18 protein-coding genes and 1 pseudogene are annotated in these 21,389 nt (G+C 62.9%); 15 read left to right on the forward strand and 4 right to left on the reverse strand.

What is annotated here, in order from left to right; genetic code table 11:
- Positions 1 to 20: 20 nt before the first annotated feature.
- Genes motA through NKL06_RS23285 form a run of 6 tightly spaced genes read left to right on the forward strand, consistent with a single transcriptional unit; the run spans position 21 to position 4,878 of the window.
- Positions 21 to 896, forward strand: coding sequence for a flagellar motor stator protein MotA (motA, locus tag NKL06_RS23260; protein WP_023691719.1), 876 nt, complete (start codon positions 21 to 23; stop codon positions 894 to 896).
- Positions 897 to 931: 35 nt separating this feature from the next.
- On the forward strand, positions 932 to 1,864 hold the full coding sequence (locus tag NKL06_RS23265) for a FliM/FliN family flagellar motor switch protein (protein WP_023671752.1): 933 nt from the start codon (positions 932 to 934) through the stop codon (positions 1,862 to 1,864).
- A gap of 33 nt (positions 1,865 to 1,897) precedes the next feature.
- A complete protein-coding gene (gene fliN, locus NKL06_RS23270) occupies positions 1,898 to 2,287 on the forward strand; it encodes a flagellar motor switch protein FliN (RefSeq protein WP_023671753.1) in 390 nt (129 codons plus the stop codon).
- A 44-nt stretch (positions 2,288 to 2,331) separates the two neighbouring features.
- A complete protein-coding gene (locus NKL06_RS23275; protein WP_023683476.1) occupies positions 2,332 to 3,348 on the forward strand; it encodes a flagellar motor switch protein FliG in 1,017 nt (338 codons plus the stop codon).
- A 13-nt stretch (positions 3,349 to 3,361) separates the two neighbouring features.
- Positions 3,362 to 4,444 carry a flagellar biosynthesis protein FlhB gene (gene flhB, locus NKL06_RS23280; protein WP_023691718.1) on the forward strand — a complete coding sequence of 361 codons (1,083 nt, stop codon included), beginning with the start codon at positions 3,362 to 3,364 and terminating at the stop codon, positions 4,442 to 4,444.
- Positions 4,441 to 4,878 (forward strand): BspJ family T4SS effector nucleomodulin, encoded by a 438-nt coding sequence (locus NKL06_RS23285; protein WP_023671756.1) that lies wholly within the window; start codon positions 4,441 to 4,443, stop codon positions 4,876 to 4,878. Before flhB ends, NKL06_RS23285 begins: the two co-directional genes overlap by 4 nt.
- A 31-nt stretch (positions 4,879 to 4,909) precedes the next feature.
- Here the strand turns inward: NKL06_RS23285 and NKL06_RS23290 are convergent, their stop codons facing one another.
- Complete coding sequence (locus NKL06_RS23290; protein ID WP_023683474.1) at positions 4,910 to 5,680, reverse strand: helix-turn-helix transcriptional regulator; 771 nt, start codon at positions 5,678 to 5,680, stop codon at positions 4,910 to 4,912.
- Positions 5,677 to 6,387, reverse strand: coding sequence for a helix-turn-helix transcriptional regulator (locus NKL06_RS23295; RefSeq protein ID WP_023683473.1), 711 nt, complete (start codon positions 6,385 to 6,387; stop codon positions 5,677 to 5,679). The genes NKL06_RS23290 and NKL06_RS23295 overlap by 4 nt, the downstream gene beginning before the upstream one ends.
- A 501-nt stretch (positions 6,388 to 6,888) precedes the next feature.
- Between NKL06_RS23295 and NKL06_RS23300 the strand changes: the two genes are divergently transcribed.
- Together NKL06_RS23300 and NKL06_RS23305 are read left to right on the forward strand one after the other, a co-directional pair.
- Positions 6,889 to 9,792 (forward strand): M16 family metallopeptidase, encoded by a 2,904-nt coding sequence (locus NKL06_RS23300; RefSeq protein ID WP_352580971.1) that lies wholly within the window; start codon positions 6,889 to 6,891, stop codon positions 9,790 to 9,792.
- Between the two features lie 385 nt (positions 9,793 to 10,177).
- A pseudogene (locus NKL06_RS23305) lies at positions 10,178 to 11,049 on the forward strand (TMEM43 family protein).
- Between the two features lie 86 nt (positions 11,050 to 11,135).
- On the opposite strand, the gene NKL06_RS23310 reads toward NKL06_RS23305, so the two are convergent.
- Together NKL06_RS23310 and NKL06_RS23315 are read right to left on the reverse strand one after the other, a co-directional pair.
- Entirely contained in the window at positions 11,136 to 12,167 is a 1,032-nt protein-coding gene (locus NKL06_RS23310) for a histone deacetylase family protein (protein ID WP_023691716.1), read from the reverse strand.
- A 24-nt stretch (positions 12,168 to 12,191) separates the two neighbouring features.
- Entirely contained in the window at positions 12,192 to 12,845 is a 654-nt protein-coding gene (locus NKL06_RS23315; protein ID WP_023691715.1) for a TetR/AcrR family transcriptional regulator, read from the reverse strand.
- 277 nt (positions 12,846 to 13,122) lie between these two features.
- On the opposite strand from NKL06_RS23315, the gene NKL06_RS23320 reads away from it, so the two are divergent.
- From NKL06_RS23320 to NKL06_RS23350, 7 genes are all read left to right on the forward strand, one after another.
- The gene (locus NKL06_RS23320; RefSeq protein ID WP_023691714.1) at positions 13,123 to 14,802 is read left to right on the forward strand and encodes an amidohydrolase; all 1,680 of its coding nucleotides are present in this window, start codon (positions 13,123 to 13,125) and stop codon (positions 14,800 to 14,802) included.
- A 156-nt stretch (positions 14,803 to 14,958) separates the two neighbouring features.
- Complete coding sequence (locus tag NKL06_RS23325; RefSeq protein WP_023691713.1) at positions 14,959 to 16,059, forward strand: ABC transporter ATP-binding protein; 1,101 nt, start codon at positions 14,959 to 14,961, stop codon at positions 16,057 to 16,059.
- Between the two features lie 2 nt (positions 16,060 to 16,061).
- Complete coding sequence (locus NKL06_RS23330; RefSeq protein WP_023691712.1) at positions 16,062 to 16,982, forward strand: ABC transporter permease; 921 nt, start codon at positions 16,062 to 16,064, stop codon at positions 16,980 to 16,982.
- Positions 16,975 to 17,775 carry an ABC transporter permease gene (locus NKL06_RS23335; protein ID WP_023671766.1) on the forward strand — a complete coding sequence of 267 codons (801 nt, stop codon included), beginning with the start codon at positions 16,975 to 16,977 and terminating at the stop codon, positions 17,773 to 17,775. The genes NKL06_RS23330 and NKL06_RS23335 overlap by 8 nt, the downstream gene beginning before the upstream one ends.
- A 23-nt stretch (positions 17,776 to 17,798) precedes the next feature.
- Positions 17,799 to 18,833 (forward strand): ABC transporter substrate-binding protein, encoded by a 1,035-nt coding sequence (locus NKL06_RS23340; protein ID WP_023683465.1) that lies wholly within the window; start codon positions 17,799 to 17,801, stop codon positions 18,831 to 18,833.
- Positions 18,834 to 18,895: 62 nt separating this feature from the next.
- On the forward strand, positions 18,896 to 20,092 hold the full coding sequence (locus NKL06_RS23345) for a serine hydrolase domain-containing protein (RefSeq protein WP_023691711.1): 1,197 nt from the start codon (positions 18,896 to 18,898) through the stop codon (positions 20,090 to 20,092).
- A gap of 33 nt (positions 20,093 to 20,125) precedes the next feature.
- Positions 20,126 to 21,307 carry a serine hydrolase domain-containing protein gene (locus tag NKL06_RS23350; protein WP_023691710.1) on the forward strand — a complete coding sequence of 394 codons (1,182 nt, stop codon included), beginning with the start codon at positions 20,126 to 20,128 and terminating at the stop codon, positions 21,305 to 21,307.
- Positions 21,308 to 21,389: the final 82 nt, after the last annotated feature.

Raw genomic sequence — 21,389 nt, forward strand, 5'->3', positions numbered from 1 at the left:
GTGATGCGGAAGGATCTGGCGTGGGCATTCTGATCGGACTTGTGGTGACGCTCGGCTGTGTTCTCGGCGGCTTCATGGCGATGGGCGGCCATCTGCATGTGCTGATGCAGCCTTGGGAAGCGGTGGTCATCTGTGGCGCCGCACTTGGAACCTTTCTCGTCGCCAACCCGATGAAGACGGTCAAGGACACCGGCAGGGGTATCCTCGAAGCGTTCAAGCAGGCGGTGCCGAGGGAGCGCGACTATCTGGAGACGTTGGGCGTGCTGCACAGCCTGATGCGCGAACTGCGCTCGAAGTCGCGCAGCGAGGTCGAGGCACATATCGACAATCCGGAGGAATCGGCGATCTTCCAGGCATTCCCGACCGTGCTCAAGAATCACGATCTGACGAATTTCATCTGCGACTACTGCCGCATCATCATCATCGGCAATGCCCGCTCGCATGAGATCGAGGCGCTGATGGACGAGGAAATCCAGACCATCAAGTCCGACAAGATGAAGGCTTACCACGCGCTTGTGGCGGTGGGCGATGGTCTGCCGGCGCTCGGCATCGTCGCCGCCGTGCTCGGCGTGGTCAAGGCGATGGGCGCGCTCGACCAGTCGCCCGAAATCCTCGGCGGCCTGATCGGCGCTGCCCTTGTCGGAACCTTCCTCGGCATCTTCCTGTCCTATGCGGTGGTCGGGCCGGTCGCCACCAAGATCAAGACGGTGCGCGAGAAGAAGAACCGCCTCTATATCATCGTCAAGCAGACGCTGCTTGCCTACATGAACGGCGCCCTGCCGCAGGTGGCCATCGAGTTCGGTCGCAAGACCATCTCGTCCTATGAGCGGCCGACGATCGATGCCGTCGAGCAAAGCACGATGAACACAGCTTCCGCCGAGAAGAAAGCGGCTTGAGCCATGCATGACGACAGACAGGACCGCACGCCGTCATGACAAGTCCTGGCAGCCCCTCGCAAGCCCGCTCGCTGATCATTGAGCGTCTGGTCGGTGACAGCGGTGAGGCCGCTCATGTCATCGGCACCGGGCGCTCGATGGGCGAGCGCGCCCTGCCGCTGCTGCAGAAGAGCCTGGCCGGCGAACTCGGCGCACCGGTCACCGTCGACCTGCGCGCGGTCGAGATCAGCCGTGTTCCCGATGCCCGCACGAATGCCGGCGATGCCTTTGCCATGGCCATCATAGCATCGCCGACGTCTTCGGATGCGATGACGCTGGTGGCAGATGCGCCGGCCATCGCCGTGATGGTGTGCGCGCTGTTCGGCGGCGATCCGGATCAGCCGGTTTCGCCGATCGAGCGCGCTCTGTCGCAGATCGAGACCGATGTTGCGACCACGGTCTTCCAGGAAGTTGCGCAGGCGTTGAACGGATCAGGCCGGCGCTCGCTCGAGCTGCGGCTGCCGGTGCCGCGGGCGCTTTCGGGCAGCGAAGCCAAGCGCCGCGTGCTGCGCGATGGCGCGGCGGTGCGCATCGTCTTCGGCATCTCGACGCCGACCGACAGCGGAACGGTCACGGTGATGATCCCGCAGCGCATCCTGCTGGCCACACGCGGTATCGCCGATGTCCACGACAGCGAAGGCACGACCTCCGACTGGCGGGCACGTTTTTCCGAAGAGGTCATGCGCTCGACGGTGACGCTCGAAGCGACCATGCCGCTGGCCCGCCTGACGCTCGGCGATCTCGCCGGTTTCGAGCCGGGCCAGGTCATCGAGTTCGAGGAAACCGCGCAGTCGCACGCCAAGCTGAGCGCGCGCGACAAGACGCTGTTTGTCTGCGAGTTCGGCAAACTCGGGCAGAACTACACCGTCCGGATCAGGCATCCTTACGATGCCGGTCAGGATTTTATCGACGGGCTCATGCCGGGCTGACGCCGGGCAAGCTCAAGCATTTGGAGACGACTGATGGCCAAGACCAAGGTGGAAGCCAATATCGACCAGCCGGACGAACAGCTCGACCGCGCCATCGAGGAATTGCGCGGTGTCCTCCAGGAGGAGGAAAAGCGCCCCGACGCCGCCTTGCGGGCTGCCACGTCCGGCGCCAATTCGAACATCATCATGAGCATCCCGGTCGATGTGCAGATCATCCTCGGCAGTACGGAAATGCCGGTGTCGGACCTGATGGCGCTGCAGAAGGGCTCGACGGTGGCGCTCAACCGGCGCATCGGCGAACCGGTCGATGTCGTGGTCAACGGCCGCAAGATCGCGCGCGGCGAAATCACCGTGCTGGAAAGCGATCCGTCGCGCTTTGGCATCAGGTTGACCGAAATCATCGCTGCCGCCAAGAGCGCCTGAGGATTAGACGACATGCGGTCTCAGCAGCGATCGGAGCTTATGCCATGACGACGCCGGTGACGCTCACGCGCCCGCAAAAGGCCGCCGCCATCCTGGTGGCGATGGGCAAGCCTTCGGCCAGCCGGCTGCTGAAATTCTTCAAGCAAGAAGAACTGAAGGCACTGATCGAAGGGGCGCGGCTGCTGCGCACCATTCCGCAAAGCGACCTCGAACGCATCGTCGCCGAATTCGAGGCCGAGTTCACCGAAGGTGCGGGCCTGCTCGATTCCGCCGACCGGATGGACACGATCCTCAATGAATCGCTGTCGCCCGAAGAGATGAGCGCCATCATGGGCGACAAGCGCTTCGAGGTTGCGCCGGAAGGGCCACCGCCGATCTGGCCGGAGCTGGAAAAGCTCGAACCGACGCGTCTGGGCACATTCCTTGCCGCCGAGCATCCCCAGACCGCGGCCATGGTGCTGTCGAAGCTTGCGCCGCAAGCCGCCGCCAACATTTTGCTGACCATGGAAAAGCCGATGCGCAGCGAGATCATCAAGCGCATGGTGACGATGGCGACCATTCCGGACGCGGCCACCAGGATCATCGAGAACCAGCTGCGCGCCAGCGTGCTGGCGCAGACCGCGACCAAGGATATCTCGGCGGGACAGGCGCGCGTCGCCAGTATGCTCAACGAGATGGACAAGCCTCAGTTGGAAGAGGTCATGCAGGATCTGGAAGAGGCCGGCACGCCGGACCTCGGCGGTGTCCGCTCCAGGTTGTTTGCCTTCGACGATCTGCCGCTTTTGACGCAGAAGGCGAGGGTACTTCTGTTCGACGGGCTGTCGACCGAACTGATCACGCTGGCGCTGCGCGGTGCGGCGCCCGCATTGACGGAGTCGGTGCTGTCGGCGATCGGCGCACGGTCGCGGCGCATGATCGAGTCCGAGCTCGGACAGGGCTCGGAAGGCATTCAGCTTGCCGACATCATGACGGCGCGCAAGAACATCGCGGTGGCGACAATCCGGCTTTCGCGCGAGGGGGCTTTCGAACTGCCCTCATCGCAGCAGAGCGAAGCGGCTTAACGCCGAGCGCTGAATGGCTGAAGCGGCGGACAAAGACTCCAAAACCGAAGACGCGACCGAAAAGAAGATCCGCGACACCATCGAACAGGGCAAGCTGCCCCATTCCAGGGAGGCCGCACTTCTGGCGTCCTTCATCGCTATACTGGTGTTCACCGTCTTCTATGCCAAGGACGCGGTCGTCAATCTCGGCATGTTCCTGTCGATGTTCCTTGAGAAGCCCGAGGCGTGGCCGATGGACACCGAAACCGACGTCATCGCGCTCTACAAGACCGTGATGATGGAAATAGGCAACGCCGTCGTCAGCCTGCTTGTGCTGCTGGTGGTGGCCGGCATCGGCGCCTCGGTGCTGCAGAACATGCCGCAAGTCGTCGGCGAGCGGATCCGGCCGCAACTGTCGCGCATCTCGATAGCCAAAGGCTGGACCAGGATGTTCGGCATTCAGGGCTGGGTCGAGTTCCTGAAATCGCTGGGCAAGCTCGGCTTCGCCAGCATCGTGCTCTACTTCACGCTATCGCAGGACTACCGCCAGCTCCTGGCCGGCATGATCACCAACCCCGTCGCTTTCGGCCTCGTCATCAAAAGCATCACCGTCGACATATTGGTGGCGATCGTCTTCGTCATGGGGCTGATCGCGGCGATCGACGTCGTCTGGTCGCGCTTCCACTGGAAGCAGGATCTGCGGATGACCAAGCAGGAGGTCAAGGACGAGTTCAAGCAGTCCGAGGGCGACCCGATCATCAAGTCGCGGCTGCGCTCGCTGGCGCGCGACCGGGCGCGCAAGCGGATGATGACGGCCGTGCCTCGCGCGACGCTGATCATCGCCAATCCGACGCACTTTTCCATCGCGCTCAGATATGTTCGCGACGAGGATTCAGCGCCCCTGGTGCTGGCCAAGGGCCAGGACCTTGTGGCGCTCAAGATTCGCGAGATTGCCAAGGAGCACAACATCCCGATTTTCGAGGACGTGGCGCTCGCCCGCTCCATGTACAAGCAAGTTTCGGTTGATAGCGTGATCCCGTCGCAATTCTACCAGGCCGTCGCCGAACTGGTGCGGATCGTCTACTCCAAAAAGGCTGAGCGGAGACAAATTTCATGAACCGCCAACCGCACGCAAAATCCCGCGAACTCATCGTCGCCAAGGCCATCGAGCAGGTGGTCGACGAGTTGCGGCTGATCGACGTCGCCGACTACATCGCCTTCATCCGGCTCGAGCATTTCGCTTGCCTGTCGGATCTGGTGGATTCGGCTGTGGAGCTTTTTTTCCTCCCAGGCACGCTCAGGCTCGGCCATGGCGGAGAGGCACATGTCGACTGGAGCGGCAGCCCGCGCATCGTGCTCGATCTCGAGCTTCGGCCGCCGGGCGTCACCGTCTATTTCCAGCTGACGCTGAGCGAGGAGAGGTCTTCGGTCGCGGTCAACTATGTGTCGTTCGAAAAGCCCGGGGAAGACCCCGAGCACAACACCGCTTTGCTGGAGACGGTGATCGAAGAGGCGCGAATCCGCAGGACCGAGCCGCTCGCCTATCGCTGATCTTTTGTCTTACTCCAACTGCCAGACGCGATCACTCGATCAGCCCCAGCCGCAGCGCCTTGGCCACCGCCTGGTTGCGGTTGACCGCGTTGAGCTTCTGCGTCGACTGGGTGAGATACTGGTTGGCGGTGTGGACCGACAGCTTCAACAGCCTGGCGATCTCTTCGCTGGTGTTGCCGTTGGCGGTCAGCTTCAGGCACTCCAGTTCACGCTTGGAGATCGACCGCATCCGGCCGGCATCGTTCGGACGAATGCGGGCGACGGCGGCGAACAGCGAAAAACAGCGGGCGTGGATTTCGTAGAGCGTGTCCTCCGGCAAAGCGATCGTCGAGCCGAGGAACACCACCAGCCCGCAATGGCCGCGATCGGCATGGACGGGAAAGCCAATGCCGTTGGTGCCCGGCGCCAGCGGCTCCGTCCGCTCCGCCCAGGCGAGGTTCTTGAAGACGGCGTCCGAGCCGGCGATGCCGTCATCGGCCCACCAGCGCGGCGCTGTCGAGGCGCCGCTGTGGCGAACCATCTCCTCACCGTTGGCGCCGGCAATGAATTTGGTTGTCACCGCGGTGGCGGGATAGTCGGAATCGAAGCTCGGCACCAGGCGCGCCCGTTCCGGCGAGGGGCTGACGAAATAGAGGCCAAACGCCGACGCGTTGATGTCGACGGCGATCCAGCGGCAGCGGCGCACCGCGTCCGGGATGGTAACGGCATGGTGCGTCTCGGAACCGATGGAGAAGGCGCCGAACGGATTGCGCTGCTCGTTGAAAAGGGCTTCGGCCGCCGCCTTGATGTCAGCATGTTTCAAATGATGCCGCTCCTGATCGCCGTGGCGATGGCCATCGCGCGGTTCGACGCCGCGAATTTCTGGATGGCGTGGGTGATGTAGCTGTTGACGGTGTTGGACGAGACCCCGAGGATCACTGCGACCTCATCGGTGGTTTTGCCTTCAGACACCCAGAACAGGCATTCGCGCTCGCGGTCGGACAGCGGGTCCTGCATGGCGACGGCGGCGATCAATTGCGGGATGGCGGACAGCGCGTAACAGCACTTCAACTGAGCCTTCATCAGCGCCGGCTGGTCGATACTGCCGGCCTCGGCCGCCGAGAAAAGCGCAAACAGCCGCTGGCGGCCGACATTGAGCCGCAGTGAATAGACTTCGGCATGTCCAAGCACGTCGAGCAGGCGCGCCTCTTCGCCTGTGAGCAGTCCGCCGGCGTCGGGTGCCGCGGCGGCGACCAGTGGCCTCGGGCGGATGCCAGGTGCAACGGTCAGCGGTCCCTGGGCAAGGCCGGCGATCAGCCGCTTGCCGATCAGTTCAATGGCGTCGAAGATCCAGTTGGATGAGACGATGCGGGCGTCGTTGCGATCCTGGTCGTGGACGATGGCGACGAGCATGTAGCTGTCGGCGCCGATCTCGGCGGCAAGCTGCATGAAAAAGGAGGTGAGATCGCCGCGCGATTCGAGGCGCGAGCCTAACGTATCGGATTGGAGAAGCGCGGCGGAACTGCTCATTGGATGCTTTGGTTGTATGTCATGGCCGGAGTCTTTTCTTGAGCCCGGACGCTGGGGTTAGCAGCGGCCGAACTTGAAGACGCATCACGTTTACGAAGCACTCACACGGCGCGGCGGTCGCGCTGATCGCCGAATCCATTCAGGGAACGCGAAGCCGTCCGCGTCTGGTGCCGGTCATTGGCCGGAACTTGAGACTTTGGGTGGTCGCCGCGCCCCCCAAGGACCGGCTGATTCGGGTCTAATCTACCCGCAGATGAATCCGACATCAAACGCGATTTGACAAAATCAATATTATTGGACTCAAGCGACTCAGGGGCGGCTTTCGCGGCCTTTTCCGCCGCAAAAGGCCTGAAACGCCGACACGAAAAAGCCAGAGGGTGTTGCGATACTGCCGTATCGAGGGCCGATCGATTCCGATAGGGTCTCGGCAGCCGGCAGGGGTGGGCATCCCTTCGGTCATACGGCGGCGCTTGCTCGCGGCCATCAGCATCGGGGGTCATGATGAAGCAGGTTTTCCTGGCGTTCACGGTGGTGCTTGCGGTTCTTGCCGGCATGGCAGCGCCCGCCAAGGCTGAGCCGACCGTTACCTATGCGCTCGACAACGGGCTGCAGGTGGTGCTGGTGCCCGACCATCGCGTGCCGAAGGTGGTGATGAACCTGCGCTACCGCGTCGGGTCGATGAATGAACCCGCGGGACGCTCGGGCTTTGCGCATCTGTTCGAACATCTGATGTTTTCCGGCACGCCGGCCTGGCCGAACGTGTTCGGCGCGCACGCCGCGCTCGGCAACGAGATCAATGCCTGGACCACCGAAGACGGCACGGTTTATTACGTCGACGGGCTGTCGTCGTCACTGCCGATGATCTTGTCGCTGGAGGCCGACCGCATGGCCAATCTCGGCCGCTCGGTGACTCAGGCCAAGCTCGATCTGCAGCGCTCGGTGGTCAAGAACGAGATGCGCCAGAACGTGCTCGACAAGGCCGGCGCATCCGGCTGGGAAGCTTTCTGGTCCGGGCTGTTCCCGAAGCCGCATCCCTATAGCCGCATGGTCATCGGCTCGGTCGCCGATCTCGATGCGGCGACGCTCGACGATGTCAGGGGTTTCTTCAACAGCTACTATCTGCCCAACAATGCGGTGTTGGTGCTGGTCGGCGACTTGGAGATCGACGACACCAAGGCGCTGATTGCCGACACGTTCGGCCGCGTGGCGCGCGGCGCCGATGTGGCGCGGCCCGCCGTGCCGGAACCGACGCAGGCCCGGCTCAAGCTGGTGCTCGAGGATCGCGTGCCAAGCCCCATCGTCGTGGTCGGCTTCAGTGGCCCGGTGGCGCAGTCGCCCGACAATGGTGCGCTCAGCATTGCCGCCGAACTGCTCGGCAACGGCGAATATGGTTTTTTGCGCAACCGGCTGGTTTCGCAGTTGGGCATTGCCACCTATGCCAGCGCGAGCTGGACCGGCGGTCTGCTCGGTGGCCGCTTTACCTTCGAGGCGGGTGCCGCCGAAGATGTGGCGCCGGAAGCGCTGGAAAGCGCGATGAAAACGGCGTTTGCGGATTTCCTGAAGACCCCGCTCGATCCGGTCGATGTCGAGCGTGCGCGCACCGGCATCTTGCAGGCAGCGCGGCTCGGCAGCGAAGCATTGAAGGATCGCGCCGGCGTCGTCTCCTACAATGCCGACGTGCTCGGCGATGCGCAGAGCGCGCTGGTCGACGACCCGCGGGTGAAGAACGCCAGCGTGGCGGATGTCGAGGCAACGATGAAGCGGCTGTTGAAACCGGAAGATGCCAGCGTGCTGATGCTGAAGCCCGGCCCGCGCGGCGGCTATCCCGATGCACTGATCGGCTCGTCCGGCACACCGCAGCCGTTCACCGCGCCGGAGCGACCGGCGATCGACATTCCGAAGCATGCGGCCGGGCAAGCGCCTTCGGCAACACTGCCCGCCATGGAAACGGCGACGCTCTCGAATGGCATCAAACTCGTCCACTACACAATGCCGGAAGCGCCGATGGTGTATGTCGCGGCCAGTGCCGCCGGCGGCTGGAACAGCGTGCCGGAAGGCAAGGAGGGATTGCTGGAGCTTGCAGCAAGCATGGCGACACGCGGGGCCGCCGATCGCGGCTCGGCTGATTTCGCCAAGGTGGCCAGCGACATCGGCGCCGGCGTCGGCCACCAGGCCGGAACGCTGACCACGATGATGACGCTTGGCGTGCCGCCGGAAAAGCTCGACCAGGGTATTGGCCTGCTCGCCGACGCGGTGCTGAAGCCTCGTTTCGACAAGACCGAATGGACGGTGCTGATGGCGCAGACAGTCGACTGGCTAAACGGCCGCGAGGCGGATCTGCCCGGCGTTGCCGGCCGCATGGCAAAGGCGACGCTGATCCCGCAGGTGCCGGGCAAGGCAGCGGTGGACTGGTCGGCAAAGGCGCTGGCCTCGATCTCGCTCGACGAGGCGAGGGACGCATTCAAGGCGGAGTTCACGCCGAAGGCGGTGACCTTCTACAGCGTCGGCCCGATGCCGGTCGCGACCGTCGCCGCCAGCCTTGAAAAAGCATTCGGCGCGTGGACAAGCGGCACCGCCGGCTATGCCGTCGAGCCGTCGCCGGCGGCGCATTTCAACGGGGGACAGAAAGTGCTGCTGGTGCCCGAACCCGGCGCCAGCCAGTCGGCGCTGTTCGTGGCGCGGCCGGCGCCCGGCACCGACGAGAGCGAGCGCGCCGAATCGACCGCGGTCTCCAACCTGCTTGGCGCCGATTTCTCCAGCCGGCTGAATTCGGTGATCCGCGAGGAGAAGGGCTACTCCTATGGCGTGTCGAGCTATCTGATGAGCCCGATGAAGGCCGGCTCGGGATTGGTCGTGGCAACCACCGTCGAGCGCGCCAACACCGGGCCGGCGATTACCGAAATCCTGAAAGGATTTGCCGGCCTGACCACCTTGCCGGTGGCGCAGGACGAGGTCGACCGCACAGTGACTGTCTATCGCCGGGCGCTGGCTGGATCGACCGAGACGTCGGCTGGTCTGTTCTCCTCGCTGATTGGCGCGGTCGGCAGCGGATCGACGCTGGAGGACCAGCAAACCCGCATGGCGGCGCGCACAAAGCTGACGCTCGATGCGGTTCAGAAACAGGCGCTGGCCCTGGCGTCGCTCGATCCGTCGCTGATCGTGGTGGCGGGCGACCCCGATGTGGTGATGCCGCAGCTTGCCGCTCTCGGTTTCAAGGACGTCGAGATCGTCAAGCGTGACGAGGCTGGTGAAGAGACGGCGATGCGGGCGCTCGATCTTCTCGGGGGCAATCGCCAGGCGCCGCTCTCCGCATCGCCATGGCGGGTCGGCGATGGCGGCACGACACGGGCGGTGCATTCCTGTACAGGCGATAGGGACTGCGGCGCGCAGATCCACGCCGATTGACGGGCTAAACGCGCAGCCGCCGGCCGCGTTGTAATTTTGGGATAACTTTGTTTCGGGGGAAACGATGAGCGATTCATTTCGGGAAGTCACATCCGTCTCGTGGTTCGGGCGGATCAAGCGCGCGGTCGGCGGGGTCATCTTCGGCCTTATCCTGATCGTGCTGATGGTGATCGGGCTGTTCTGGAACGAAGGCCGCGCCGTGCAGACGGCGCGCTCGCTGGCCGAAGGTTCTGGAGCGGTGGTTTCGGTCGGCGGCGACAGCGTCGATACCGCCAATGACGGCAAGCTGGTTCATGTCAGCGGACTGGTGACGGCGGACAGCGGCCTGGCGGATCCGGATTTCGGCATCGCCACGCAAGGGCTGCGGCTGTCGCGCAGTGTCGAGATGTATCAGTGGAAGGAAGAGTCCAAGTCGGAGACGACCAAGAAGCTCGGCGGTGGCGAAGAGACGGTGACCACCTACAGCTATTCCAAGGTGTGGGACGACAGCCAGATCGACTCGTCGGACTTCAAGAAGCCGGACGGCCACCAGAATCCGCCGATGGAAATCCACGGCCGGACCTTCCAGATTCCTGAGGGCAAGCTTGTCGCCTTCGATCTCGATACGCCGGTGCTGAACCGCATCGAGGGTGACAAGGACTATTCGCTGTCAGCCGACCAGTCGGCGGCGATAAAAGCTGCCTATACCGGAACGAAACCGCTCAGCATCGTCGATGGCAAGATTTTTCTCGGCAATGACAATACGACGCCCGCTCTGGGGGACTATCGCATCGGCTACGAACTGGCGCCGCTTGGCGTGGTCAGCATCGTCGCGCGCCAGGCCGGCAGCCGCTTCGAGCCTTATCAGACGCAAGCCGGCGATGCGCTGCTGATGGTGGATACCGGCAACGTCCCGGCCGAAAAGATGTTCGCCGAAGCCGTCAGCGCCAACACGCTGATCACCTGGCTGCTGCGCGGCGCCGGCTTGCTTTGCTGACCATAGGCTTTGCGCTGTTCCTCAGCCCGATCGGGGTGATCCTCGACGTCATACCCTTCCTCGGCAGCATGGCGCGGATGGGTACCGGCATTATCGCCTTCGTCCTGGCGATCCTGGTCGGCACGGTGACGATTGCGATTGCCTGGTTCTGGTACCGGCCGTTGCTGGCGGTGGCCATCCTGGCGACAGGCGTGATTGCGGCGGTGATTGTCTACCGCATCGGCCGGTTGCGAAGGCCAGCCGTTCCCGTGGTTGCACCCAACCCGGCTGCGGCCGCCTAGATGGTCGGGGCGGTCGGAGCCGCCCCATATCTCCTTGGCGCAATTCCGGCCGGAAAACCGCCTCACACTTATCCTGGAATTGCTTCCTATTTGTCCTCGAAGCCGGTGAGCACGCCGACGGCGTTGATGCCGATCTCCTCGACGGCGTAGCCGCCTTCCATCACGAACAGCGTCGGCAGGCCGAGCTTGGCGATGCGATGGCCGATCTTCGGATAGTCCGGGCTTTTCAGCTTGAACTGGCTGATCGGGTCCTTCTCGAAGGTGTCGACGCCGAGCGACACGATGACGATATCGGGGGCGTAGGCGGCGAGCTTGGCGCAAGCGTCCTCCAGCGAGGCGTTCCAGGCGTCCCAATTGGTGCCGAAGGGCATGGGATAATTGACGTTGAAACCTTCGCCGGCGCCGGCGCCGCGTTCGTCGGCATGGCCGAGGAAGAACGGATACTCGACCATGGGATCGCCATGCAGGTTGAGAACCTGCACGTCGGCGCGTTCATAGAATACTTCCTGCGTGCCATTGCCGTGGTGGTAGTCGACGTCGAGGATCGAGACGCGTTCGGCGCCCTGGTCGAGGAACCACTGCGCGGCGACCGCGGCATTGTTGATGTAGCAGTAGCCGCCCATGAACCCGGCACCGGCGTGATGGCCGGGCGGGCGGCAAAGCGCGAAGGCCGACCGCTCGCCACCCTTGACCAAGGCCGCCGCCGTCAGCGCCACGTCATAGGACGATTTGATCGCGGTCCATGTGCCTTCGACGAAGGTGGCGCCGGCGTCGAAGGAGTAATAGCCGAGCAAGGCGTCGACGCGCTTGGGTGGCACGTCGCCGCGCAGGCCCCGCGTCGGCCAGGTGAAGGGCATCGCCGTGCCCTCGAAGCCGGCGGCCTTCCACGCCGGCCAGACGGTCGGCAGGAAGTCGATATAGTCGGCCTTGTGGATGCGCTTGGCGGCTGTGAGATCGTGCTCGACCGGTCCGATGATCGGCCCCAGTTTCTCGCTCTCGACCCGCGCCTTGATGAACTCGGCCCGCGATGGCTTTTCGAAACCCGGCACGATGGCTGATGTCACCAGTTCCATCTGGCCGGCATGGCCGGCATGAAGCGGCGAATAGACAGTCTTCATGAATTTCCTCTCGAAATAGCGAAATCAGTCAAGGTTGAGATAGGGGCTGACCAGAGCGAGCCACATTCTTTCCACATCGTCCTCGATGAGGTCGTATGTCTTGCGATCCCGCTTCAGCCCCACAAGCCGGCAGGCGTGCCCGACATCCATCATCAGCACGCCGAGCCGGCTGGCGATCTTGTCTTCAAGGGCCGGGTTCACATGCTGCAGCCACGCGGCGTAAAGCGCGATGATCTGCTCGTCATATTCGTCCTGGATCGGCCTGAGGTCGGCATTGCCGGATATCGCCTCGATCACCGGCATCAGGGTGGCGTTTTCGAGATATATTCTGGAGGTATCGATGAAGAGCTTGCGCACCTCCTGCCGAAACTCGTCGCGGTTGGTGGGTGGGGTGACCTCGATGCGCCTGGCGATCACCTCGGGAAACGACGACAGCCAGCGCCGGGCGAGGTCGAGGAGAATGGCTTCCTTGTTGGGAAAGTACTGGTAGACCGAACCGACCGACAGGCCCGCGCGCCGGGCAATGGCGAGCGTCGTCGGCGTCTTGGTTCCCTGCTCCCGCGTCAGGATCAGCGCAGCGTCGAGTATCCTGTCGACCACCTTGCTCGACCGTTCCTGCCGCGGCTGCTTGCGCGGTTCGAGCGCCATCCTGGTTTCGCGGCTGAGACTGCGCTTCACGGATTGATGCCTTCGTTCCCCGCCGGTTTCAACACAGGTCCCGGTCTCAACATTGGCGTGGTGTGTTGTCCACAATACATTCGAAATTCGGCACGTTGACAAACGCGAATAATTAGTCGCATTCTTTTATCCACGCTGTTTTGAGAGATCACAAGGGGAATTTCGAAACAGCGCACTGGCATCAGTTTTCGTCCGATAACGCCGCTCCAGCGGAGTGGCAGCTTGTCGGACAAGAGGGTTGTCGGTCTCAGCCAGTCGTCAAAAGCGCGGAGTCGCGATGTCTGTCACGGGTGCGGGTCAAAATGCTGATCTGATCGTCATCAATGGTCGCGTGCGGACCATGGACGATGACAATCCCGCCGCCGAGGCGATTGCCGTCAAGGACGGCGCCATCATCGCCATAGGCAACCACGCCGCCATCGAAAAACTCAAGGGAACGACCACAGAGGTGATCGACGCCAAGGGCGGTTCGGTCCTGCCCGGTTTCATCGAAGCCCACATGCATCTGTTCTCGGGAGGGGCCGAGCTCGCGCATCTTCAACTCGGCGGTATCCATGGCTTCGAGGCGCTTCAAAGCGCCATCCGCGACTACGCAACGACGCGGCCCGAGGCGAAAATGCTTGTGGGCCAGGGCGTCGACTACACCGTGCTCGGCGGCGAGCGGGTGACACGCCATCATCTCGACGCCATCCTGCCCGACCGCCCCTTCTGCATGGCGGCGCCCGACCACCATACGATGTGGGCCAACACCAAGGCGTTGGAGATGGCCGGCATCCTGAAGGGACGCACGCTCGGTCCGGGCAACGAGATCGTGATGGGTGACGACGGCCTGGCCGCGGGCGAATTGCGCGAGGGCGAGGCCTTCGGTCCGGTGCTCGACCTTGCCGGCGAAAGCCGGGTGCGGTTGGGGCTGTCGACCGGCGGCGAGCCGGACCCAATGCCGTCGGCCGCCGAGCGGGCCGCTGACCGTGACATCATGCGGCGCGGACTTGCCTGGTGCGCGCGCCACGGCATCACCTCGATCCAGAACATGGACGGCAATCTCTACCAACTCGAATTGCTTTCCGAGATCGAGGCCGAGGAAGGCCTGCCCTGCCGCGTCAAGATCCCGTTCCACTACAAGAATTTCATGACGCTCGACATGCTCGAGAAGGCGTCCGTCATGGCCGAGCGCTACGACAGCGAGTGGCTGTCATCGGGCATGGTCAAGGTGTTCTATGACGGCGTGCTCGATTCCTGGACCGCGGTTATGGTCGAACCCTATGCGGATCGTCCCGACTGGGTCGGCGAGCCGCTGTTCACGCCGCAGCAATTTATCGATCTCGCCGTGGCTATCGACAAACGCGGGCTGCAGATCGCCGTGCACTCGATCGGTGACGGCGCCGTGCGCGCAGTGCTCGACGGTTACGAGGCGGCGCAGAAGGTCAATGGCAAGCGCGACAGCCGGCACAGGGTTGAGCACATCGAGGTCACCACAGCAGCCGACGTGCCGCGTTTTGCCGAACTCGGCGTCATCGCCTCGATGCAGCCGTCGCATCCGCCCGGCGCCATGGATTTTCCGCTGGAGCCGACGGTGTCACGCATCGGGCCGGCCCGCTGGCCGCTGAGCTATGCCTGGCGCACCCTGAAAAGCGCCGGCGCCCATGTCGTGTTCGCCTCGGACTGGCCGGTGGCAGCGATCGACCCGATCCTGAGCATTCAGGCGGCAGTGCAGCGCAAACCATGGGCAGAAGGCGATCCTGACCAGAGTTTCTCGCTGCAGGAAGCGATTGCCGCCTACACGGTCGAGGGCGCCTATGCCGAATTCGCCGAGCATCGCAAAGGCGTTCTGAAACCCGGCTACATGGCGGATCTGGTGGTTTTGTCGGCCGATATCGAGAAGACGGCGCCGGCCGATCTGCACAAGCTGCGACCGGTGACGACGGTCTGCGGTGGCAAGGTAACCTACCAGGCCTGACAATGGCATGCGGCTTGCACAGCTTGCCGCTTGCAAGACGAAATGACCGACTGAACTGTGGTTCAATGCCGGACTTGCCAACCAACCGGCCGTGTGGTCACATCGAACAGGGGAAAAACTCCGCCAGCAAGAGCGGGGTCAACAGTGAGGCGTATCGTGCCGGAAAAACCGGATCGGAATGCAATTGAAGTCGTAAACGTCAGTAAAATTTTCGGATCGGGTGAGGGGCAGGTTGCTGCCCTCGATACGGTCTCGGTATCCATCCGCGAGAATGAGTTCTTCACCCTGCTGGGACCATCCGGCTGCGGCAAGACCACGTTGCTGCGGCTGATTGCCGGCTTCGACTTTCCAACCGCCGGCGAAATCCTTCTCTACGGTCAGGACATCGCGCCGTTGCCGCCCTTCAAGCGGCCGGTCAACACCGTCTTCCAATCCTACGCGCTGTTCCCGCATATGACGGTCGCCGACAATATCGGCTTTGGCCTGGAAATGCTGGGCAAGCCGAAGGCCGAGATCAAGGCGCGCGTCGCCGAGATGCTGAAACTGGTGAAGATGGAGGCGCTGGCGGGTCGCCGAACCAGCCAGATCTCCGGCGGCCAGCAGCAGCGCGTGGCGCTCGCCCGGGCGCTGGCGCCGCAGCCCAAGGTGCTCCTGCTCGACGAACCGCTCTCGGCGCTCGACTACAAGCTGCGCAAGGAAATGCAGATCGAATTGAAGCGGCTGCAGCACGAGACCGGAATTACCTTCATCTTCGTCACCCACGACCAGGAGGAAGCGCTGACCATGTCGGACCGCATCGCGGTGATGTCGTCGGGCAAAATCCTGCAGGTCGGCTCGCCGCGCGACATCTACGACCGGCCGGCCGAGCGTTTCGTCGCCGACTTCATCGGCGAGTCGAACTTCCTCAAGGCGGATGTGGTTAGCGCGACTGGTGGCCGGGCGACGGTGAAGCTGCCGTCTGGTGTGGAAATCCCAGCCTCGCTGCCGGAAGGCTTCAGCCCCAGCGGCAAGGTCACCATCGTCGTGCGTCCAGAGCATGCGCAGTTGGGCACGGCCAGCCCGAGCGCTTCGCTGTCCGGCACCGTCGAAAACATCGTCTATCTCGGCACCGACACGCACTTCCATCTGCGCCTTGCCGGTGGCGAGCCGTTCATCGTGCGGCGTCAGAACAGCCGCGGCGCCGGTGACGGCTTCGTGCAGGGCGGCCAGATCGGCATCATGATCGGCAACGACGCCGCGCAAGTGCTGAAGGACTGATCATGGCGACCGCGGAACAAGTCGCCAAGGCAGCGGAGCGACGCGATGTGCGCGACCGGTGGCTGCTGTCAGCGCCAGCCTTGCTGGTGATCTTCCTCGCCGCGACCGGCCCCTTGCTGATCGTGCTGATCTACTCGTTCCTGACGCCTGGCCCCTATGGCGATGTGAAGTGGCAGTTTTCGCCCGATGCCTGGCTGTCGGTGTTCATGGAACGCGACATTTTCGACGATACGCTTTCGCTTGCGGCAGCGCATGTCACCATCTTCTGGCGCTCGATCAAGCTGGCGGTGATAACGACGATCGCCACTTTGGCATTGGGGTTTCCAACCGCCTATTTCATGGCGACGCGCAGCGAGAAAACCAGGGATCTCTGGCTGTTCCTGATCACCATTCCGTTCTGGACCAACCTTCTGATCCGCACCTTCGCCGTGCTGCAGATCATCCGCAACGAAGGCATCATCAACACCATCCTTATCAAGCTTGGTATCGTCTCAGCGCCGGTGCAGATCCTCTTCACCGACACGGCGATTCTGATCGGCATGGCCTATGTCTATCTGCCGCTGATGGTGCTGCCGATCTATGCCAGCATGGAGAAGCTTGATTTTCGCCTCGTCGAGGCGGGCTACGACCTCTACGCGACCCGATTCAAGGTATTGCGGAAGATCATTTTCCCGCTGGTCAAACCCGGCGTCATTGCCGGCTCCATCCTGGTCTTCATTCCAGCCCTTGGCGCCTATGTGACGCCGAGCGTGCTTGGCGGCGGCAAGAATATGATGCTGTCCAACCTGATCGAATTGCAGTTCGGCCAAGGCCGCAACTGGCCGCTCGGCTCGGCGCTGTCGATCACGGTGATGATCATCGTCATGGTGGCGCTGCTTGCCTATGTGCGCAATGCCGGCAAGTCGGGGGCGCGGCATGGCTAAGAACTTTTCCATCAAGCACCAGACCGGCTTCACGGTGATCGCTGCGACCTGTTTTATCGTGCTCTATCTGCCGATCATCGTGCTGGTCGCCTATGCCTTCAACGCGGCGAACTCGACGTCCGAATGGGGCGGCTTTTCGATGCGCTGGTTCCAGTCGGCTTGGCAGAACGTGCAAGTTATCGACGCGACGCTACGCTCGTTCCAGATCGGCGCCGTCGCTGCGGTGCTGTCGACAATCTTTGCCACCATGGCCGCGCTCGCCACCACGCGCACCGCGTCCTATCCGGGCCTCACCTTCAAATATGCGGCGATCAACCAGCCGCTGATGGTGCCCGAGATCGTCACGGGCGTGGCGCTGCTGATCTTCTTCTCGCGCATCAAGATCTTCACCGGCTATTCCGGCATTGGCTATCTGATCGCCGCGCACACGGCGTTCTGCATCCCGTTCGCCTATCTGCCGATCCGGGCGCGGCTGGAAAACATGGACCTGACGCTGGAGCGCGCGGCCGCCGATCTGTACGCGACGCCTTGGAAGACCTTCCGCCGCATCACGCTGCCGCTTTTGTGGCCCGGCATACTGGCCGGACTGATGCTGGCCTTCGTCATCTCGCTCGATGACGTCGTCATCACCGAGTTTGTCAAATCGGGCGGCCAGGATACGCTGCCCACCTACATGCTCGGCCAGATCCGCCGCGGCATCACGCCTGAGATCAACGCGATATCGACCGCCTTCCTGCTGCTTTCGGTCGCGATCGTCACGTTGTTTTTCTTCGTCAGCAGGAAAAGAGACTGAACCGACAAATGGGAGCTAAAACCATGAACTGGAAAACAACGACAGCCGCCATGGGGTTGGCGCTGCTCGCAACGACGAGCCTGGCCAGCGCCGATGGCGAGCTGAACATCTACAATTGGGGCAACTATACCAGCCCCGACGTGATCAAAAAGTTCGAAGCCAAATACAACGTCAAGGTGACCATCACCGATTACGATTCCAACGATACGGCGCTCGCCAAGGTACGCCAGGGCGGCACCGGCTTCGACATCGCCGTTCCGTCGCAAACCTACGTGCCGATCTGGATCAAGGAGGGCCTCGTGCAGGAGACCGATCCGGGCAAGATGGAGAACTTCAAGAACGTGGCGCCGGAATGGGCCAATCCAGACTTCGACCCCGGCCGCAAATATTCCGTGCCGTGGGCGCTGGGCACCGTCGGCGTCGTCGTCAACACCGATGCCTACAAGGGACCAGCCGACAGCTGGGGCATCATCTTCAACACCCCGGACGAGCTGAAGGGCAAGACCAATGTCGTTCCCGAGATGAATGACGTTATCTTCGCGGCGATCAAATATGTCGGCGGCCAGCAGTGCACCGACGACAAGACGGTGCTGAAGAAGGTGCGCGACACGCTTGTCGCGGCCAAGCCGAACTGGATCGCCATGGAATACAACACCATCGAAAAGATGGGCGCCGGCGACTTCAAGGCGACCAGCGACTGGAACGGTTCGGCGCTGCGTCAGCGGCTGGCCAATCCGGCCATCCATTACAATTATCCGAAGGAAGGCTACGGCCTGTGGAGCGATAACGTCGTCGTTCTCAAGGAAGCCAAAAATGTCGAGAACGCCAAGCTGTTCCAGAACTTCATCATGGATCCGGAAAACGCGGCCGGCCTCTCGGCCTTCCATCGCTACGCAAACGCCATTACCGGCTCGGACAAGTACATGCCGGCCGATATGAAGGATGCCCCGGAAGTCGTCATTCCGGAGGCTGCGAAGGCACAAGGCGAATTCCAGAAGATGTGCGCGCCTGAGATCCAGGACATCTACACCAAGATCTGGACCGAACTGCAGAAATAACCGCAGTCTGACAGACCCGGCGGCATGCGCCGCCGGGTCTTTTCTTTTCCGGAATGGCTTTCATGGACTCCTATCGCAACAGCGATCCGCGGCCGTCGATCATGCAGGGCTCGCCGCCTCAAATGGTGCTGCCGAAGCTCGACTGGGACCGGCCGCCATGGAATCGCTGGGCCTTCCAACACATCCGCGAATTCCTGCCGACCATCGAGGTCTGGCGCGGTAATGGCCATCGCCATCGTCTTGAGCGCGCAGAGACCGATCTCGACGCGCTGCCGGTGGAAGACAGCAAGGGCCGTCCGACGACGCTCGTTGGCCTGCTCGACGAGACCTACACGGACGGCTTCCTGGTGCTCAAAGACGGCAAGGTCGCCTATGAGCGCTATTTCAACGGCATGGCCGAGCGCACGCTGCATCTGTCGCAGTCGATGGCGAAGTCGGTAACAGGCACCGTGTTCGGTATTCTGGTTGGGCGCGGCTTGATCGACCCGGCCAAACCGGTGAGCGCCTATCTGCCGGAGCTCGGCGCGACCGGCTGGGACGGCGCCAGCGTGCAGCATGTGCTGGATATGACCACCGGCGTGCGGTTTTCCGAGGAATACACCGACCGTTACTCCGACATCGGCCAGGTTGATGTCGCCACGGGCTGGAAGCCGGTGCCGCCGGACAGCGATCCGGATTTCCAATGGCCGCCGCATCTGTTCGAGTTGATCCTGCAGCTGAAGGACAAGGTGCGGCCGCATGGCGCCGCGTTCGAGTACCGCTCGATCGAGACCGACGTGCTTGCCTTCATCATGGAGCGGGTCACCGGTAAACGTCTGGCGCAGCTGGTGTCCGAGGAGCTGTGGCAGAAGCTCGGCGCCGACGAAAGCGCTTGCTTCACGGTCGACAGCGCCGGCTATGCGCTGGCCGATGGCGGCTTCAACGCGACGCTGCGCGATTACGCCCGCTTCGGCCAGCTGATCCTCGACAAGGGCCGCGGCATCGTGCCGGCCGACTGGATCGAGGCGACGCGCAACGGCAAGCATGGGCCGGACTTCAATCCGAGCCTGCCGGAGGGCAGCTATCGCAACCAGTTCTGGATCGAGAATCCGCGCACGCGCGCTTTGATGTGCCGAGGCGTGTTCGGGCAGATGATCCATATCGACTGGGACACCGGCATGGTCGTGGTCAAGCTTTCAAGCTATCCGGATTTCAGCAATGTCGCCTATTCGGTGGCAACGCTGAAGGCGGTGCACGCCATCGCCAAGGCGCTTGGTTGACCCACAACAAACCATCCCTCTGAGGAAACGTTCATGACCGGCAAGACTGCGTTCGAGACCCGCTACGGCTTTGCCCGCAATGAGGTGCTGCTCTCCAACTGGCGCGAAAGCCCGTTCAACCGCTGGTCGTTCCAGAACCTTGGCGAGCTGGTGCCGACCGCTCCCGTGGCGGCGACGCCGGGAAGCGTCGAAGCGCCGGTGCGGGACCTGAGCGGCCTGCTCGGCGAAAAGGTTTCGATCGCCAGCGCCCCGGAAACGGTGGCCGAATTCCTCACACGTTCGACCAGCGACGCGCTGACGGTGATGAAGGCTGGCAAGGTCATCGGCGACTGGTTCGCGCCCAATATGGATTTCGGCGCCCGTCACATCATCTTTTCGATCAGCAAATCGGTCACCTCGATCATCGCCGGAATACTGGAAGGCGAGGGCGTGTTCGACCCAGAAGCGCCGGTGACCCAGTACATTCCGGAAGCCGTCGGTTCGGCCTATGCCGATGCAAGCTGCCGGCATGTGCTCGACATGAGCGTCAGCCTCGACTTCGAGGAGGCCTATCTCGATCCCGAAAGCGCCTTTGCCCGTTACCGTCGCGCTACGCTGTGGAATCCGGGCGGCGGCACTGAAAGCTTGCGCGAATTCATTCTGACCTTGCAGCGGCTCGAAGAACCGCACGGCAAAACCTTCCGCTACCGTTCGCCCAATTCCGATCTGCTCGGCCTGTTGCTCGAACGAGCTTCCGGCCAGCGCTTCCCGGACCTGATGCGCGAGAAACTGTGGCTACCGCTGGGTGCTGTCAGCGAGGCTTCGATCGGCGTCGACATGGAAGGTACGGCGCGCACCGCCGGCGGCATTTCGGTGACGCCGCGCGACCTGGCGCGTATCGGCGAGATGATGCGGCAGGGCGGCACGGCCAATGGCCGCGGCATCGTGCCGGAAGGCTGGGTGCGGGATACGACCGTTGCCGGCGGCAGCGCGGAGACTTGGCAGCGCGGCACGATGGTGCATCTGTTCCCGAAGGGCCGTTACCGTAACAAATGGTACCAGACGGGGGCGGCAAACGGCGCCTTCTGCGGCATCGGCATCCACGGCCAATGGCTCTACGTCGATCCGAAGATGGAAGTGGTGATTGCAAAAATGGGGTCGCAGCCGGTGCCTGAAGATTATCCGCTCGAACGCGAGATCGTTGCCTTTTTCGAGGCGCTGAGCGGGATGGTCTGAGGACGAGCCAAAGCAAGGCGCTTTCCTGTGGACCTCTTTGACGCTTGAGAACACTGCGGTTGGCGTGACGGACATCAGCGCC

This window comes from Mesorhizobium sp. C268A (assembly GCF_040324475.1).
Classification (GTDB): domain Bacteria; phylum Pseudomonadota; class Alphaproteobacteria; order Rhizobiales; family Rhizobiaceae; genus Mesorhizobium.

Bases quoted from the DNA above. Each gene is read 5' to 3' on its own strand.
- NKL06_RS23285 (WP_023671756.1), top strand. From the start codon at position 4,441: ATGAACCGCCAACCGCACGCAAAATCCCGCGAACTCATCGTCGCCAAG.
- NKL06_RS23265 (WP_023671752.1), top strand. From the start codon at position 932: ATGACAAGTCCTGGCAGCCCCTCGCAAGCCCGCTCGCTGATCATTGAG.
- NKL06_RS23350 (WP_023691710.1), top strand. From the start codon at position 20,126: ATGACCGGCAAGACTGCGTTCGAGACCCGCTACGGCTTTGCCCGCAAT.
- NKL06_RS23320 (WP_023691714.1), top strand. From the start codon at position 13,123: ATGTCTGTCACGGGTGCGGGTCAAAATGCTGATCTGATCGTCATCAAT.
- NKL06_RS23295 (WP_023683473.1), bottom strand. From the start codon at position 6,387: ATGAGCAGTTCCGCCGCGCTTCTCCAATCCGATACGTTAGGCTCGCGC.
- fliN (WP_023671753.1), top strand. From the start codon at position 1,898: ATGGCCAAGACCAAGGTGGAAGCCAATATCGACCAGCCGGACGAACAG.
- NKL06_RS23330 (WP_023691712.1), top strand. From the start codon at position 16,062: ATGGCGACCGCGGAACAAGTCGCCAAGGCAGCGGAGCGACGCGATGTG.
- NKL06_RS23335 (WP_023671766.1), top strand. From the start codon at position 16,975: ATGGCTAAGAACTTTTCCATCAAGCACCAGACCGGCTTCACGGTGATC.
- NKL06_RS23300 (WP_352580971.1), top strand. From the start codon at position 6,889: ATGAAGCAGGTTTTCCTGGCGTTCACGGTGGTGCTTGCGGTTCTTGCC.
- NKL06_RS23275 (WP_023683476.1), top strand. From the start codon at position 2,332: ATGACGACGCCGGTGACGCTCACGCGCCCGCAAAAGGCCGCCGCCATC.
- NKL06_RS23340 (WP_023683465.1), top strand. From the start codon at position 17,799: ATGAACTGGAAAACAACGACAGCCGCCATGGGGTTGGCGCTGCTCGCA.
- flhB (WP_023691718.1), top strand. From the start codon at position 3,362: ATGGCTGAAGCGGCGGACAAAGACTCCAAAACCGAAGACGCGACCGAA.
- NKL06_RS23345 (WP_023691711.1), top strand. From the start codon at position 18,896: ATGGACTCCTATCGCAACAGCGATCCGCGGCCGTCGATCATGCAGGGC.
- NKL06_RS23310 (WP_023691716.1), bottom strand. From the start codon at position 12,167: ATGAAGACTGTCTATTCGCCGCTTCATGCCGGCCATGCCGGCCAGATG.